The sequence below is a fragment of the Agrobacterium sp. ST15.13.015 genome, from assembly GCF_027871645.1.
GTDB classification, from domain to species: Bacteria; Pseudomonadota; Alphaproteobacteria; order Rhizobiales; family Rhizobiaceae; genus Agrobacterium; species Agrobacterium leguminum.
Genome location: NZ_JAQAHF010000006.1, coordinates 88873 through 104357 on the forward strand (window position 1 = coordinate 88873; position 15485 = coordinate 104357).

Sequence of the window (15485 nt, forward strand, 5' to 3'; positions counted from 1 at the left end):
AGCCAAACCCGGTAATTGCAACGTCCGAAAGTGAAAACCATGCACCAGACCCTTGCCACCTCCCGAAAGACCTCCAATCCCTGCAATGTGCTCGCACTCTGCTCGCGTGACAATCCGGCCATCCTGACCATCGCCCATCGCGGTTTCTGGACGGCCACTGCCGAAAACTCGCTTGCCTCCGTCCGCGCTGCGGTCGCGGCCGGCGTCGAGATGATCGAAATCGACACACAGGCGACGGCCGATGGCCGGCTGGTCGTCATTCATGACGAAACGCTCGACCGCACCACGACGGGCAAGGGAACCGTGAGCGCGCTGTCGTTCGAGGTGGTCCGCGCAGCGAAGCTGAAGGCCGGTGCGGGCGGCGATGCGGCTGACGTGACCGATGAATGCGTGCCGACGCTGGAAGAATTGCTGGAAGAGGCGCGCGGCAGGATCACCGTCAATATCGACACGAAATTCACCCGCGATCTGCCGCAGGTCATGGAAACCGTGCTGCGGCTTGGCGTCGAGGATCAGGTGCTGGTCAAGACAGATATCGATCCCGAAGCGGGCCGTTTCGAGGTGCTGGATGCCGACTGGTTTGGCAAGATCCCGCATATGCCGATGTTCCCGGTGCGGAAGGGCAAGTTCGCCGAAGATTTGCGCCGTATCGAGGCGTTGCGTGCGCCGATGATCGAGGTGAAATTCACCGATATAGCCGATCTGGCCGAAGGTCGTGCCGAGATGGAGCGCCAGAATATCCGTCTCTGGATCAACACGCTCGACGTCTCCCATTGCCTCGATTTCAACGACACGCGCGCACTGGCAGACCCAGAAGCCGTGTGGGGCGCTCTCGCCGAGGCCGGCGTCGGTGCGATCCAGACGGATGAGGTGGAAGCCTTCACCGGCTGGTTGAACGCGGGTGCGGGTGTGACAGGCAGAGCGTGGGCACGATGAGCGAACGTCTTGAAGGCGCAGTTGCCATCATCGAGGAGGCGATGGGCCTTGCCCTTCGCTTTTTTGAGGCGCGCGATGCCATCGCCACCCGGACGAAGGGTTTTCAGGACTTTGTCTCGGAAGCCGACACTACGGTCGAAAGACTCATCCGCGAGCGGCTGGCCGCGGCGTTTCCGGGCGAAGCCGTGCTGGGCGAAGAAATGGGCGGTGTGGCCGATGATGCCTACTGGATCATCGATCCCATCGACGGCACCGCCAATTTCCTGCGCGGCTCGCCGCTCTGGGGCATTTCGCTCGGTTTCGTGCGCAGTGGCCGGCCGGAACTCGGCATTGTCGCGATCCCGGTCTTCGGGGATATCTACGCGGCGGCTGATGGGACCGGGCTGATGCTCAACGGCAAACCGCTTGCCCGCCACGTGCCTTTCGAGGATGTGCAGGTCATGTCGCTCGGAGACAGCGCCGCTGCCGATGCCGCGGAGGTGGCGGCCCTCAACGTCGGGCTTCGGCATGCGGGCTGGGTAGTGGAATCCATCCGCTCGACATCGATCGGCCTTGCCTTTGCCGCACGCGGCATCTTCGACGGCCATCTGCAGAAGCTGACCACCATGTGGGATATCGCCGGCGGCGTCGTTCTCGCAAGGGAAGCGGGTCTCGATGTCCGTATCGGAATACGCCCCGGTAGCGGCATCCCGTGGGTCGCCGCCGCAACGCCGGCATTGATGGCGGTGACGGAGGGGTTGTGGCCTGAGATTACGGGAAGAGTGCTGGCGGAACCTGCGTGACCTTTGGTAAAGTCGATGGCAGATGTGCTGAAACATCTGCCATCTGCATATCGCCGGCTGAAACGCCGCAACCGAGCAATGTCCGGTCAGGCCGCTATCGATCGTCAGTTCGCCCGAGACAGCGCAATTGCGTCAGGACCTGCGGGAAAACGAAGCTGGCCGGATAGGTCAAGGACGGCGCTCCAGATCGCTTCGGCAACATCGCCTTCGCTGGTCGTCATGGCCCGTTTGGCGAAGCCTTCGAGGATTGGCCTGCAAAGTCCATGTAATCGTCCGGCAGCAGCTGCTCCAGCGGCAGGATGGCGTTCGTCGTGAAGCGGGTGGTCGGGGCATAGCCCGGTTCCACCAGTTTCACCCGGATGTTGAAATGACCGAGCTCATGCGCGAGCGAGCCGGAGAAACCCTGGATTGCCTGCTTGCTGGCGGTGTAGGCGGCGGCGAGCGGGAAGGAGGCGAGCGTGGCGCTGGATGTGACGTTGATGATGGTGCCTGATCGGCGCTTTCGCATCTGCGGGATTATCCCCTGCGTCATAGGGACCACCGAAACTATTGGTGTCGAAGATCGTGCGGATTGCCGACATGGGGTCGCTTCAAAAGCGCTCAGGCGTGGCGTGATCTGACCAATAGCGAACGTCAGCTCATTGAGCTGTTACTGGCAAAAAGGGTTTCTTGTAGCGGAAGCTCTACGCAGTCAGCTGGAAACAGCGAGAGTGTCAGCTATAGACACAGAAGGTAGCCTCCTGTTTAGGGTGTCCGGCCCACTCGCCAATTTACAACAGCGGCTTCCCACGGAGGGATATTACTTTGATGCGGAAGGTGTGGATTATCGTCCTGCCGTGAATGTCCTTCTGCATGTCGTAGAGGGTAAGCTCCATGAGTTGGAAGTTTATAAGGATGATGGCTCAGCAATTGAGACGTCGCTTGATTCAGTGGACATAAGCCAGTTCCATCTCCTTTGAGAGTTCGATTCGGAAACGAGAAGTGCTGTAGGCTATCACCGGTCCGCTATCTTCCCATAGATCAGCTTCGGGCGATCCACCTTGCGTGAGCGGAATACGAGGACTGTGCCTGCGAAGTATTTGTACAGCTCGTTCTCTACAAGCGCCGCTAAGCCGAGCCCCCTCAGTTGCGTTGGAAGGAATGCTCACGTCGATACGGTCCAGCTTTTTTGCGAACGCGATTTTTAATGGTGATTATATGCGTCTTTTTCTATCTCCCGGTCGTTAGCGGCCTGAGTGATCCCAGTGCCATTCGCTCATTACGCACAAAGTCGCGCGTTTAATCTCCGTTGTCTCCAAATGCGGCGCGGATTATTAAGAGAAGAGGGGCGTCAACGTCTTCAACCCAGTTGCGTGCAATTTTTTCGACGAATTGCTCCGGCGCATCCGGCCAGCCATTTGCAATCAGTATTGAATTAAACTGCCTGAGCAGTACTCCCAATGCCGGAACGTTATAACCGTAAACCGCACCCGAGTTTATCGCGCATTGCTGATCCTCGAATAGCATGCTTTCGTTGCCTCCTGCCCGAAGCATTTCTCGGTACCTGTCGACAGTTAACCCCAACATATTTTCAATCGTGTTGAGCGGAAGATAGCTTACGGGTTTTTCAGGTCCAAGTTGAACATGCCCTTGCAAAATGGCAGCCTTCATTGCTTCTTTGTTGATGAGACTACCGCTCCAAAGTGATCCCTCTTCCATATCCTAGTGCCATAACCTGTTGGTAATCTAAAACGCTCTTAATTTGACTGGAATCTGCTTTTTCAATGAGTAATTTAGCAATGTATCCATCGTACTGAAGCAGATCAAATATTACTGGCACGCCGTCAACATCATAGATCGAGCCACTTCCAAGGACAGTGTCATGAGTTTTAATTCTATTGCCTCTAACGGGTTTGAGTTCTAACCCTCCATCCTCCACTTCATCGGCGAGACAGCCCTCCAACTGTTTTTCAAATTCTACGGCAAACGGCGGTCGCTCTCCAACCAACGTGCGCAAAAGCTTTTTTTCTTCGTCGCTCAAGTCCCGTGACATACAAGTGCCCTACCTCATCTCACAATGGGAAAGTACGTTCCAACATTTACGTAACTACCGAGGCCATAATACCTAAATTCATACGGTTGACCTCCATAGTATATCACGCCCACACCATATATCCCCATCGGCATTGTCTGTGGGAGCGCTCTACTGATCGCACTCTGCAGGCCCGGGACTATTGCCGGATTAACATGCCTTGATCCATGCCCAAACTCGGCTGCAACGTCGTAGCTTGCCGCGCTTAATCCAAGGGGATCCACCAAGTTGACAGGATCATTTTTAACATAAATATATAGATTAACGTCATCATCAGTTCCAATCGGATCCGGTTGTAGGAATCGCCCAAGCGTAGGTGAATAAAACCGCGCACGATTGTAGTAGATCCCGGTCTCCAGATCCAACCGCCGTCCCGCAAATCGGTAAGCAGCAGTGTTCGTGCCGGTTACTTTCTCAATACCATAGGCTGTATAAGCGTGCTTCTCAACGACCTGACCCGCGGAGTTTGTCAGCGCGATCACCGATCCGAGCGCGTCGCTAAATTGGTAGGTTGGAACGTTTGATGTGCTGAAGCTGGCGATGGGCTCATCCAGCCCCACCCCATAGGCAAAACGCCGATTGATAGAGATCGTGCCAACGCCGGAATATTCGGCCATTTCCTGATCCCCGACAGAAAGCCAGCCTGTCGTCGTTGTCGTGGAACCGACGGTCACATGTTTCAGGAAGCGTCGACCGAGGGCGTCGTAAGCGAAGGTTATGGTCTGGCCGGAACCGGTCGCGGTCGCCAACTGATTTTCAGTATTGTAACCGAAAGTCCATGTGCCGTCGGACGTCAGATTGCCGCGTGAGTCATATGTGTGGGTTGTTCCCGATACGACGCTATACTGGTTGAGAACATTCGACGTGTAAGATTTTGTCAGCGCCGCAAGCCCGGACGGTAAGAACGTGTCGTCGGTCGCCGTCAGACTTTTCCGCTGCTGATCCGCATTGTACGCGTAGGTAAGACCAAGCGTCGAACCATTCCATGTATAATTGATAGTTGCGGGAAGGCTGACGGCGTTAAAGGTCGCGGACGTCGAGCTTACCGGAGCCGAACTCGGCCCATATGAAGAGGCAGAGCGCCGGCCGACCGTATCGTAAGTGTAACCGACGACACGATTGGCCGCAGATACCGTGCCGTTATAGACATTCGTCAATCGGTTCAGATTATCGAACTCATACGAGAAAACGTTGGCGGTACCGACCGAGGTGGGCAAAGTCAATCTTGTTCGATTTCCGTTGGCATCCAAAACAAACGAACTGGTGCTGAAGAGACCACTCACTTCGCTGGTTTGCCGCCCTGCTGTATCATAGCCGAATGTCAGAGACGAACTCGAACTCGATCCGTTCGTCGCTGCAAGCATGCGCCCACTATAGTCATATCCATAGCTTATGGTGGCCGCGCTTGTCGGTGCCTTGCTCAATCGTCTGTTCAAAGCGTCATATGTGTACCAGATCTGGGAGCCACCGCGACGCTGGAAGGCAAGCAGGTTGTCGGCCTTGTCATAGACAAGGAATTCGTAGTCAGCCGGAACGGTTGCGATATCGGGATAATTTATCCGCGCCTGCCGCTCGAAGCCATCATACTGATAGGTCAGCGTGTTGTTTTTGCCGTCTTTCAGAGTCGCAAGCAATCCACCCTGAAAGTATGTTCGTGTTTCTCGCACGACCGGTCCGAGGTTGGCAGTAATCGACGGGTCGAGCGCTCCAGAAACCTGATCGGTAATTTGTGTAATGCGTGACACGGCATCGTAGGCCGTCAACACTTGTCGTCCGGACGATGACGTGACTGTTGAAACACGACCAACCACGTCATAGGCCGTCGTCGACGTACTACTATCGGGTTTGGTGACGACTGTTGGCTTGTTCGCGGCATTGTATGCGGTCGTCGTGGTGAGCCAAGGGCTTCCGGAAATACCCGTTGCCTGCTTTACATCCGTTCTGTTTCCATTCGTGTCATAGACATACTGCGTCAGGCTCGCCGCGAATGGAGACGGTGGGGTGATCTGGGTGAGCCGTCTTTCATTGTCGTAACCATTGGTCGTCGTGTTGTTCTTCGCGTCCTTTACGGTGATCTGGTTGCCAACCGTGTCATAGGTATAGGTCGTTGTCAGGTTCAGTCGGCCAGTCCCGGAATCCTCCACCTTCGTCAGCAGGTTGAAGTTCGTCGTGTTGTAGGTGAAGGCGGTCACCCGGCTTTCGGGATCGGTGATCGTCAACGGCAGACCACGCGCGTTGTATGTCGTCGTTGTCACAGGTTGAACTGTGCCGGAAACACCGGGCTTGGAGACGGCAGGCTGAGTGACGGTGAGTTGATTGCCATTGCTGTCATAGGTGTAGGTCGTCACACCGCCGCGTGGGTCTGTATAGGTATCGGGCTTTGAGAGAGCCGTGTAAGTCCAGCTCTCGGTTATCGGAGTCATTGGCAGCCCGGTCAGTGGGTCTAGTGAGCCAGGAATCGGCGTTTTTGTCTGGTTCAGGATGTTTGATTTCGTATCATATGTGTAGCTCGTATAGTTCCCGAGCGGCCGGATTGTGCGAATGCGCCTGCCAACGCCATCATATTTGTAGATGTAATGGCCCCCGGCTTGATCGATGTCGTCGGTAAGGTTTCCATTTCGGTCATAGTACAGGGCCCGGGTATTCCCGAGGGGATCGACCTCCTGCCCCCGGAAACCATTGGCAAACATATAATACCAGACGTTATTGAGCGCATCGGTCTGGGTGAGGATTTTGCCGGATGGATCATAAGCATTGGTAACGAAGGGCGATGCCGGAAATGCCGGGTTGAAGACCTTGGTGAGAAGCCCAAGACCGGCGGTATAATCATAGGTCGTCGTGGCGGTTAGGGCGTTCTTGAACGTGGCCAGATTTCCGGCAGAATCGTAGGTATAGTTTACTGTTCGCGTTCCGTCGGTAATTCCCGTCAGTTGATTTGAGCTGTTGTAGCTGAAAGTCAGCGTGCGACCCATGCCGTTTGCGACGGTGGATAGCCTCTTGCTCGCCCCCGATCCCGCATAGGTGAAAGTGACTGTGTTGTTGTTCTTGTCCTTCCACGAAGCGATAAAGCCATCTGTATCAAAGGTTGTGACGATGCCGTTTTTATCAGTGATGACAGCCGCATTACCTGTCGCGGGCAGAGTCAATGTCGAACCGTCGCCGGGTGGGGGAACATAGGTGAACGTTCCAGACGCGGTTGGAATTCGCACAAACCGTCGTGTTCCTTCATTGGTCTCAACGGTAACGGCATTTTCAACCAACTGATCCATCAGCCAGCTGGCAGCTAGCGAAGCCGTGACAGCGCGGGTTATCTCAGGCGTGGCTGTAGAGCTATGCACGTCACCGATGACGTAGGATGCTGCAACCGTCGTCACCGCGGCCAGCGGGTTGCGATCTCCAAAAGCTTCGTACGGATCGCTGTCTCTGTAAGCAGAAAGCATGAAATTGTGTCGCCAGCCATATCCCAGGGCTGTTTTGCTAGTGCGGCGACCAGAGTCATAGTTCCGTGACACTGTCAGCCCGAAAGGAAAGGCGCGCGAGCCCACGAAAATATCATCGTGGTCGTAATAGAAACTCCCCGAACGAAGATCTATCGGATCTAAAGACGACGGCGGCCGGAATTGTGTCTGGTTTGTCAATGCGCTCGCAGCAAAGGAGTTTCGCAAAGACGTCTGTACAGAAGAGTAACCTCCTTTATAGCCGCCTGCGATCCTCGCTGAATACGCACTTGAGACATAAGTGCTGCCCGAATACACCTCTTCCTTCTGGTAGTAGCCATTCCCGACCCACGCGTTGACGGTTCGGGAGCCATTTTGCGGAATTACGAGCGTCCTCACCCCGCTGCTCGGTGCTGCGAAGAACGCGTCGATGTTGTTTAGATCGGCAGTCGCCCATCCGCTGAGGAGCGGTCTGACAACCGAAAGCCAGTTCGAGTCGTTTGCCTCAATGAAGCCCGCGCCGGCTCCATTCGTGTAGTCGAACATACGCGGCGTCGATACCGCTTCGACGGACTGCATCTGTTTAACCGTGGAGGATTCAAGCGTGGCAATACGCGTTGCGGCAGCATAAAAAAGGCCAGCCCATGTCGCATCGGACACGCTCGCCTTCTTCTTGTTGGAACTTCCAAGGCTCGCACGAATATCGATATACGCGCCGCTGTTCCAGCCGACGATACCCATATCAGCATGGGCAGTTCTTGCGATGTTGAACAAGGTGTCGGCCACCCTCGAGCTCTCATAGGCTTGCGCAAAGAAAGCTGCGCTAATGGTCGCAAGGTTTCCGCCCATTACCTCCTCGGATGTGGATGCCGCACCACTCGCTACCGCCGCTGAAACCTTTCTCTGAAAACGCGTCACTGCGTCTCGACCGATCTCACCGGCCGAGAGCACCAGAACATATGCATAAGTGGTACCGACGGACACTCTTCCCGTGACGCTGTAATTGTTGAACAGGGTGGCATATGGCATCGAGACGGTGAAGGTAATGGTTTGGGACGTTGCAGCCGTCGCGGTGCCGGTGCCCACTGTTGTTCCGTCGAGTTTCAGGATCGGTTGTTTGGACGAACTGTAGGTTAGCGTTAGCCTTTTGCCAGCGATTTCATCGGTGAAGTAGGTCTTCGTAACCGTCGGGCTCGTACCATTGTCCGAGATTGCGACCGTGATTGCAGTGCGGAGTGAATTCGTCGCTGGTCCGCAGGCTGATATCTCGCTGCACGTCGAGGTCAGCGGGTCGAATGTCGAGCCATAGTTGGTATTTGTGATAACGCGGCCGCCGAAGATTTCGGCCATTGATGCGGCAGCGTGATTGGTCCCGATATAGCTGGCGAGCGTAGCTGCGTATGTGTTCAGTTGAGTACTGATATTCGTCTTGTTGACGTTCTTGAGCGAGGTGACACCTGCAGGCAAGCCCGAGACGGTCGAAGATCCGGCTGTCGCCGCAGTCAGAAACGCCGAACGGTCGTAACCCATCGCCGCCGCGACATCTATCGCCTGATAGTACTGGAAAGACTTGAATGATGGATCAAGTCTGTACGTTGTCGTGCCCACGGTCGCTTCCGTGTTCAGCATCGTAAGCGTGACCTGTGCCGGGTTGAGTCCCGATGTCACACATGCGCCGCCAACCGTCATGCGGATGCAATTGGGAATAGATCCGTTTCCGAGCGCCTGATCAATCAATGCCGCGTCATCATCGACGCCGAGCAGATTCGAAACTGCTGCTCCGGAAAGATTGGCATTGCCATAACGGAAGTTTGCCGTGATGCAGGACTGACGCAAAAGCGTCACGAACAGCTGGTTCTGGTCCGCATTGTTTCCCCGCTTGTCGAGAAGCGTTTGTAATGCCCCTTTTTTGAGCCCAAAGGTCGGCGAGAACTCGATGTTGTAGTAAATGTACTCGTAGATTTGACTTAAGTTGTAATTCAACGCCCGGGCCAGTTCCGCGATTTCGGGATCGGCTGCCGGTGGCGTGCAACTTAGCGTGACGACGCCGGGAGCCGCCCGGACTGGTTCTGTCGGGATCAGGAACGCTGTCACGAAAGAGGTAATGGCCAATACGAACGCGAGCATTAATCTTCCGCATGAAAAGGCACAGCTTCGCATCGCCGGAACTCCAACGTTGAGTTAGACAGGTCTGATGATCTTGAGTGTTGATAAGTCTGCGGGATCGGAACGAATTGGTTAGGGCAGCCCGATTACCGGAGGCTTTTCCTCAACGGCGGTCCCTGCAGGCAGGGGGCGCATGATAATGTCAGGGCCTAGCGCATCGTTGCGCAGTTTGCTTTCCAGCGCTGGCGCGTCGGGTGAAGCAATAGCGAAATCGGCGCGCTTCATGCCGTGTGGCGTCGTATCGCCTTCCGGCAACTCATGCCCAAGTATAGCTTTGATATTAAATTTCATGAGCGGCTGATTGCCCGTTCGCGACTGAGCCGCGACAGGCACTGGGTCAATTGGGGGCAGTTTTCGAGATTTGAGAACCTCTTCGGCCTGCTCCGGCGTCATCGACGGCATCTTCAGGTTGCCGATTAACGGTTGATCGGGAATTGATGCCTGTTGTGCGGATGCAGTGCATGCCCCCGTCAACGTGACGGCGACAAGCATGGCTCGTGCTTTAGCATGGAGTGTCATGTACTATCCCCCAAAGTTCATTAGTACATGATCATACGGTGTCTGATGACGGAAGCGTTGTCAATCCTTAGTTGATTTTTTATTTTGAGGCCGCGAATTCAATATTCTTTGAGCTAAAACACAGGATCAAGAAATATTCAAAAATTACTCGAAGTCTCGCAGCAACTAATTGATTTAAAATATAATTTTTCCGAATCCGCCAGACAAATCGTGTGGCGCGTATTTAGAGAAAAGAATATTAAGTTAGCGACTACACGGATGGATTGAATTTCACACATTTCCGGACTATGATCGATGCCTGATCTCAAATGGCAATATTTGTGAGAGTTCCGCGCTAACTTCGGGAGTTCGCATGACCCACTGTGCCTCAGTGATCCGGCAATATTTGCCCTACCTTACGTGCACGGCAGCGGTCGTGACTGCGGCTGTGAGCTATCTTTTTCTACCTACGCCTAAACTCGCCGAAGCTGCGACACCGGGAACGATAACTTATACATACGACAGCGTCGGCGGAATTCGAGGAGACGCCAATCCTACGGGCAACTCCGGGATCTACCAGTATGATAACGCCGGCAACCGAACCTCCATGACACTCAACTAGCTGACAAAGGCGGCGTGTTCAACAAATCCACGGTTCTTCTCCTCGGAAAGCTTTTTATACGCTACGCTCCTGATTTGGACAAACCAACAGGACGAAAATCAACCTCGATGGATGAATACGGCTGAGCAAACTGGACGAGGATTTGGCGCGTCTGCCCGACCAAGAACGTCGCTCTGTCGAATGTCCAGCACGTATCGAATTAATGGTCTCCGAGCGCTTGGCCGTGTGGGCCACCATAAGCCTCGTGAAACTTCTCTAACTCTTTGAGAAAAGAGTTTGCATAAAACCCTGAGCGGACCGGGAACGCTCGACCATCGAATAAAAAACTCAACACAGGTGACCGTTCGGGCTTTCGGTTGGGATGCCATGTAACGACTGGAAAGAAACCCCGAATATATATGGTATGAACTGACTTCACATCCTGCCACGCGACAAAAACAGGCTTGCTTAACACGCGCCGAACCGTGAACCCTTCTGGCGCGAGGGTGACCTTGGAGCGTCTGAATATGCTAGAAAGGTAAATCGTCGAGAACCAAGCAAACATCAAAGACAGCAGACCGAAGAAGACACCTGAAATATGACTCAACGTCGAAATAGAGAATAGGACCCATGTCATAGGAAGTAAAATTGCCGCTCCAAAAATGGAAAACCACCGGCTTGAATAATAAGTTTTCGTGTCCAATTTGCGCGCTCAAAAACGGTTTGGCTTCTGTTCGGATCATATGCCCAAACGTCAAACATTGATATTCCGAATTCTCTCTATTTCATTGGCGATCCTCAGGCGTACGCGCTCCGGGACCTTTTCAGTCTGCGACATAACCAATGCGCGGTCGAAGTAATCTTCTGCTTCATTCGAACCATACCGTTTATGCGCGTCTGCCAGCGTCAAACTGAGTGTGATACGAAGATAGTGCGTTTCGAGACGGCCATCGGTGTTGTTTTGCAAAATCGCCTCTGTGGCCGTCAGTCGCGAAATCGCAATGGACAGGGCTTTTTTATTGGATGGCATCCGGGCGAAAATGCAACTCGCCAATCCGGCTTGAGCTTGGACGTTTCCGATAAACTGTGCCGAACAATCCTCGTAAAATTCTGTTGCGGTATCGTGGTCCAATCCGATCAATGCCGTCAGTTTGAAAATACAAAAATCAGTTTCACCCGAGACGGATGGCAGCTCACGTTCCATAATTTCGATGATTTCAAGCGCCTCGTTAAAATCTCCGAAGGCAAGTCTGTCAAACAGATCCCGGCCCAATTGGAGCTTTCTGACATCGCTGGTGGCCACCCGTGATGCCCATCGTTCCCTCGCGGCATCGACATTCCAGCTTCCGTCGAAGATGGATGGAAGATCCGCTTTTAGATCGTTCGGGTCTCCCATCCAGATAATTGAGTTCGAGCTGTCGATCACAAAACCCGCGGGTAGGCCGCCTTGTCCACTCGCCTCCAGCCACGTCCTCGTGACCAACCCTCGGAATAACGCCGAACTCTGCGAGCCGGGTTGTTCCAAGGCAAGTATCGCTTTTGACGCCCCTTGCTCGATAGCCAATGCGCAAGCGTTCGTATCCCGTACCATTACCGCGACACCGTGACACGGCACGTTATGTTCAGCACCGATCTCAGCGAGTTCCTGGACGATAGGAAGGCATCCGCCGCAGTCAAGATTCCACAAAACTACGAAGCTCAATCGATCGAATTTTGTCAGAACGGCGGCGGGGCCACCTACTCTTAACGGCGGAGCCTGATCCTTCGGCAGAAGTCGGGTAGCTTGCACGGGTCGCTCCTGCAATTCAGCACTCAAAATAAGCAAACGTTCCCATATGGCCTACCACTGGGAACACAAAAGCAATCGACGGTCATGCCGCAATTAATAGACCAGTGGCAGGGCTGGCCTTGCGGGCACAAAGCCATCGCTCTTGGCATGTCTTCGTCTTCCTGTTGAACATCGACATCGGAAGAATCATCTGAGCGCGCCGCTACATTGTGAACCAGTGATCCAGAAGCGACCAAAATACCTGGTCCCTTCAAAGGTGACGCAATCAGTTGCTCTCTCGGTGCTGCCCTCTGACTTCCCGGCACGTGGGGCAATTGTTTCAGGTTGTTGACGCTATAGGAAATCACGCCGCCATCATTTTGCGTATCGACGAGCCACATTTTCTTGTCCAACTCGGCCGACAAATTCAGGTCACGATAGTTATCAGTCAGGCCGTATTTTACCCTCAGCGCTGATATTTCGCCTGAGAAACCAATGGGGCCGCCGATCTGGGTATAAATAAGGATGTTGTTGCTTACGCTTAGGGTAATCCCCTCATCGAGACGGATCTCTCGTTTTCCGTCAGTTTCAAAACGATAAGTTCGGATGGTCCCGTAGAAGTCCAGTGTTCGTTGAACCGTGTACTCGCGGTGACCGGTCGAGTTCGGTTTGGAATATGAGAGCATGAGCTATGTCGTTCCGGGAAGTCCCTTTTCCCATTTTTTCCCTGTCGTTCTGCACTTGGAAATGGTATTTTGCGCGCAGAACGGAGAAAATCACAGTTTTGCAATTTGTGAATGCATTTGTTCGCGGCCGTTCACAGATTGGGTTTAAATACATGAGTCAAAAAGGAAGAGGGCGGAGCATCCCGGCTGGCGCGTCTGATCGAGTTGCTGGCGGAAGAATGCACGCGCGAGGATGCGGGCAAAGAACTGATCATCCGGCGTATGCTGGAGGTTTTGCTGGTCGAAGTGCTGCGTCGGCCGAATGCGGCCAACGAGGCAATTCCGGCGGGACTGGTGAAGGGAATGCGTCTGCCGGGGCTTGCGCGCGCATTGTCCGCCATGCACGCCAATATCCGCGCGAACTGGACTGTCGCCGAACTTGCCGGCATCGCCGGCATGTCGCGCTCGGCCTTCGCGGCGCGTTTTCATGAAATGCTCGGCTGCGCGCCGATTGAATATCTGGCCCGCTGGCGGATGGCGCTTGCCAGGGACGCGCTGATGCGCGGGCGGAAGTCGCTCGACGATATTGCGGATGATCGGTTATGAATCCGCCAGCGCATTCAGCACCGCTTTCCGCAGGAGAACGGGTGTCGCTCCGGGCAGCTTTGCCCGTGCGAACAGCGACAGGCACTGACTGCGCGGATTTTCTGCAGCCGTGCCGGTCATGGCGGCGGCGGGAGCCTTTTCGGACCATCTAGAGAGAGTGACGTTGATCCGTGCCGGTATAGGCGCGCTCGCTCCAGAGCAGGGCTCTGTGCAGCCGGTCCGACATCGCTTCGGTTATGGCGCCCACGAACAGGATATGGTCTGCGGCATCGATGGAACCGACAAGTTCGCAGTCCATGGACAGAAGCGCATCGGCAAGTCTGGGGCTTCCTGACGGCCAGGCATCCCAGTCTCCGATGCTGAACCGGTCCGGGTGATTTCCCTTGCCCGCAAAGACATCGGCAATCTCCTCCTGTCCTCTGGCCAGTGCCGCAACGGAGAAGCGTCGGCTCGCTGCGATGAGATCGACCATGCGGCTGCTGGCGTCGATGGAGATCATCAGAAGCGGCGGTTCTGCGCTGAGCGGCATGAAGGAGGTGATGGTGCGCCCAACCCGCTCTCCGGCATGGCAGGTCGTGGCCACCGCCACTGTGAAGGTTAGGCCGGCCATTGAATCCTTGAATTCACGCGGGGAGATCATCGGAGAGGCGCAAGCTTTCAGCGGAACATGCGCGTGATTGACCACACCGCCATCGATCAGCCTGAGATTATGAGACATGATGTGCCGGGCTAACCGCCCGCTCCCGGATTTTTCGAAAAAATGGACATCTTCGCCGCAGCGCCATTCATGATGTCGGCATTGTCAGGCGGTGACTTTTTCTGGTGCACTCGTGGCCAGATGCCGGAATAGTGGCGGTTGAGGTCGAGCCAGACATGCAGCCCCGCTTCGGTATCCGGCCGGATCGCGGCGGCGGGACATTCGCCCTCGCAAATCCCGCAGTCGATACATTGATCGGGGTGAATGACGAGCATGTTCTCGCCTTCATAGAAACATTCGACCGGACAGACTTCCACGCAGTCCATGTATTTGCAGGCGATGCAGTTTTCGGTGACGACATAGGGCATTGAGACGCTCGAAGGGAGTTGCAGCCGGACGGCGGCTGTCCGGCTGCGCCTGATCCGGCCGGCCACCCAGGGCAGCGGGACCGGCCGGATCGGTGGGGCTCAAATCAAAGGCGGGTGGCGACCGCCTGCCAGTTCACCAGATTGTCGAGGAAATTTTCGAGGTAAGCGGGGCGCTTGTTGCGGAAATCGATGTAATAGCTGTGTTCCCACACATCGCAGCCCAGAAGCGCCTTCTGCCCGAAGCAGAGCGGATTGACCCCGTTTTCGGTGCGGGTGATCTTCAGCGAGCCGTCGGTATCCACCACCAGCCACGCCCAGCCCGAACCGAACTGGGAGGCGCCGGAGAGGGCGAAATTCTGCTTGAACAGCGCGACCGAGCCGAAGGACTGCGTCAGCGCATCTTCCAGCACCTTGGGGATCGCATGATTTTCCGGCCCCATGATTTCCCAGAAGAGATTGTGGTTCCAGTGCTGGGAGGCATTGTTGAAGATGCCGGATTGCGCCACTGCACCCTTCTCATAGGTGCCCCGGACGATCTCTTCGAGGCTCCTGTTTTCCCATTCGGTGCCGACGATCGCCTTGTTGAGATTATCGACATAGGCCTTGTGGTGAAGATCGTGATGGAACTTCAGCGTCTCCTCGGACATGCCCGAGGGGGCGAGCGCATCATGGGCATAGGGGAGGTCGGGAAGCTGGAAAGCCATGGGGTGTCCTTTGTCAACTGTTCGCTCAAGAGCATGGAAAGAGCCTTGCGAAAACAAGGTGACAGTACTTCTAGGACCTCAACCATGGTTCAGGTCAAGAGGTTTTTTTAAGGGCCACGGAACGCTGACGGGCAAGCGGGAAGAAAGCGCTTTTGGATCTGGTAGAGCGGCTCCGGCAGAGCAGAG

At 55.0% G+C, this 15485-nt stretch carries 12 protein-coding genes and 2 pseudogenes; 4 read left to right on the top strand and 10 right to left on the bottom strand.

What is annotated here, in order from left to right:
- Nucleotides 1-39 precede the first annotated feature (39 nt).
- Together PIB16_RS11330 and PIB16_RS11335 are read left to right on the top strand one after the other, a co-directional pair.
- Complete coding sequence (locus tag PIB16_RS11330; RefSeq protein ID WP_080857957.1) at nucleotides 40-936, top strand: glycerophosphodiester phosphodiesterase family protein; 897 nt, start codon at nucleotides 40-42, stop codon at nucleotides 934-936.
- Nucleotides 933-1718 carry an inositol monophosphatase family protein gene (locus tag PIB16_RS11335; RefSeq protein ID WP_125146019.1) on the top strand — a complete coding sequence of 262 codons (786 nt, stop codon included), beginning with the start codon at nucleotides 933-935 and terminating at the stop codon, nucleotides 1716-1718. The genes PIB16_RS11330 and PIB16_RS11335 overlap by 4 nt, the downstream gene beginning before the upstream one ends.
- Before the next feature lie 104 nt (nucleotides 1719-1822).
- On the opposite strand, the pseudogene PIB16_RS11340 reads toward PIB16_RS11335, so the two are convergent.
- Nucleotides 1823-2302 (bottom strand): annotated as a pseudogene (locus PIB16_RS11340) (SDR family NAD(P)-dependent oxidoreductase); the annotation flags it as partial.
- Between the two features lie 165 nt (nucleotides 2303-2467).
- On the opposite strand from PIB16_RS11340, the gene PIB16_RS26770 reads away from it, so the two are divergent.
- Nucleotides 2468-2677, top strand: coding sequence for a hypothetical protein (locus PIB16_RS26770; RefSeq protein WP_420868492.1), 210 nt, complete (start codon nucleotides 2468-2470; stop codon nucleotides 2675-2677).
- Between the two features lie 319 nt (nucleotides 2678-2996).
- Here PIB16_RS26770 and PIB16_RS11345 read toward each other — a convergent pair whose 3' ends face one another.
- The 6 genes from PIB16_RS11345 to PIB16_RS11370 form a co-directional block, all read right to left on the bottom strand.
- The gene (locus PIB16_RS11345; RefSeq protein ID WP_125146018.1) at nucleotides 2997-3416 is read right to left on the bottom strand and encodes a hypothetical protein; all 420 of its coding nucleotides are present in this window, start codon (nucleotides 3414-3416) and stop codon (nucleotides 2997-2999) included.
- Nucleotides 3388-3738, bottom strand: coding sequence for a DUF6984 family protein (locus tag PIB16_RS11350; RefSeq protein WP_125146017.1), 351 nt, complete (start codon nucleotides 3736-3738; stop codon nucleotides 3388-3390). The genes PIB16_RS11345 and PIB16_RS11350 overlap by 29 nt, the downstream gene beginning before the upstream one ends.
- A 26-nt stretch (nucleotides 3739-3764) precedes the next feature.
- Nucleotides 3765-9353 (bottom strand): RHS repeat-associated core domain-containing protein, encoded by a 5589-nt coding sequence (locus PIB16_RS11355; RefSeq protein WP_174000577.1) that lies wholly within the window; start codon nucleotides 9351-9353, stop codon nucleotides 3765-3767.
- Nucleotides 9354-9464: 111 nt separating this feature from the next.
- Complete coding sequence (locus PIB16_RS11360; protein WP_162934232.1) at nucleotides 9465-9911, bottom strand: hypothetical protein; 447 nt, start codon at nucleotides 9909-9911, stop codon at nucleotides 9465-9467.
- Between the two features lie 1334 nt (nucleotides 9912-11245).
- Nucleotides 11246-12280 carry a hypothetical protein gene (locus tag PIB16_RS11365; RefSeq protein ID WP_174000579.1) on the bottom strand — a complete coding sequence of 345 codons (1035 nt, stop codon included), beginning with the start codon at nucleotides 12278-12280 and terminating at the stop codon, nucleotides 11246-11248.
- A gap of 23 nt (nucleotides 12281-12303) precedes the next feature.
- Entirely contained in the window at nucleotides 12304-12945 is a 642-nt protein-coding gene (locus PIB16_RS11370) for a hypothetical protein (RefSeq protein WP_174000581.1), read from the bottom strand.
- 168 nt (nucleotides 12946-13113) lie between these two features.
- Here PIB16_RS11370 and PIB16_RS11375 point away from each other — a divergent pair.
- Nucleotides 13114-13618: pseudogene (locus PIB16_RS11375) on the top strand (helix-turn-helix domain-containing protein); the annotation flags it as partial.
- Between the two features lie 60 nt (nucleotides 13619-13678).
- Here the strand turns inward: PIB16_RS11375 and PIB16_RS11380 are convergent.
- The 3 genes from PIB16_RS11380 to PIB16_RS11390 all read right to left on the bottom strand — a co-directional run bounded on the left by PIB16_RS11380 (nucleotide 13679) and on the right by PIB16_RS11390 (nucleotide 15299).
- On the bottom strand, nucleotides 13679-14248 hold the full coding sequence (locus tag PIB16_RS11380) for a flavin reductase family protein (RefSeq protein ID WP_271045628.1): 570 nt from the start codon (nucleotides 14246-14248) through the stop codon (nucleotides 13679-13681).
- 11 nt (nucleotides 14249-14259) lie between these two features.
- A complete protein-coding gene (gene fdxA, locus PIB16_RS11385) occupies nucleotides 14260-14595 on the bottom strand; it encodes a ferredoxin FdxA (RefSeq protein WP_269829284.1) in 336 nt (111 codons plus the stop codon).
- Between the two features lie 104 nt (nucleotides 14596-14699).
- Entirely contained in the window at nucleotides 14700-15299 is a 600-nt protein-coding gene (locus PIB16_RS11390; protein ID WP_271045629.1) for a superoxide dismutase, read from the bottom strand.
- Nucleotides 15300-15485: the final 186 nt, after the last annotated feature.

What these genes read in the sequence shown, in the direction of transcription:
- PIB16_RS11330 (WP_080857957.1), top strand. Translation starts at nt 40, where the DNA reads ATGCACCAGACCCTTGCCACCTCCCGAAAGACCTCCAATCCCTGCAAT.
- PIB16_RS11335 (WP_125146019.1), top strand. Translation starts at nt 933, where the DNA reads ATGAGCGAACGTCTTGAAGGCGCAGTTGCCATCATCGAGGAGGCGATG.
- PIB16_RS11345 (WP_125146018.1), bottom strand. Translation starts at nt 3,416, where the DNA reads ATGGAAGAGGGATCACTTTGGAGCGGTAGTCTCATCAACAAAGAAGCA.
- PIB16_RS11355 (WP_174000577.1), bottom strand. Translation starts at nt 9,353, where the DNA reads ATGCTCGCGTTCGTATTGGCCATTACCTCTTTCGTGACAGCGTTCCTG.
- PIB16_RS11360 (WP_162934232.1), bottom strand. Translation starts at nt 9,911, where the DNA reads ATGACACTCCATGCTAAAGCACGAGCCATGCTTGTCGCCGTCACGTTG.
- PIB16_RS11370 (WP_174000581.1), bottom strand. Translation starts at nt 12,945, where the DNA reads ATGCTCTCATATTCCAAACCGAACTCGACCGGTCACCGCGAGTACACG.
- PIB16_RS11380 (WP_271045628.1), bottom strand. Translation starts at nt 14,248, where the DNA reads ATGTCTCATAATCTCAGGCTGATCGATGGCGGTGTGGTCAATCACGCG.
- fdxA (WP_269829284.1), bottom strand. Translation starts at nt 14,595, where the DNA reads ATGCCCTATGTCGTCACCGAAAACTGCATCGCCTGCAAATACATGGAC.
- PIB16_RS11390 (WP_271045629.1), bottom strand. Translation starts at nt 15,299, where the DNA reads ATGGCTTTCCAGCTTCCCGACCTCCCCTATGCCCATGATGCGCTCGCC.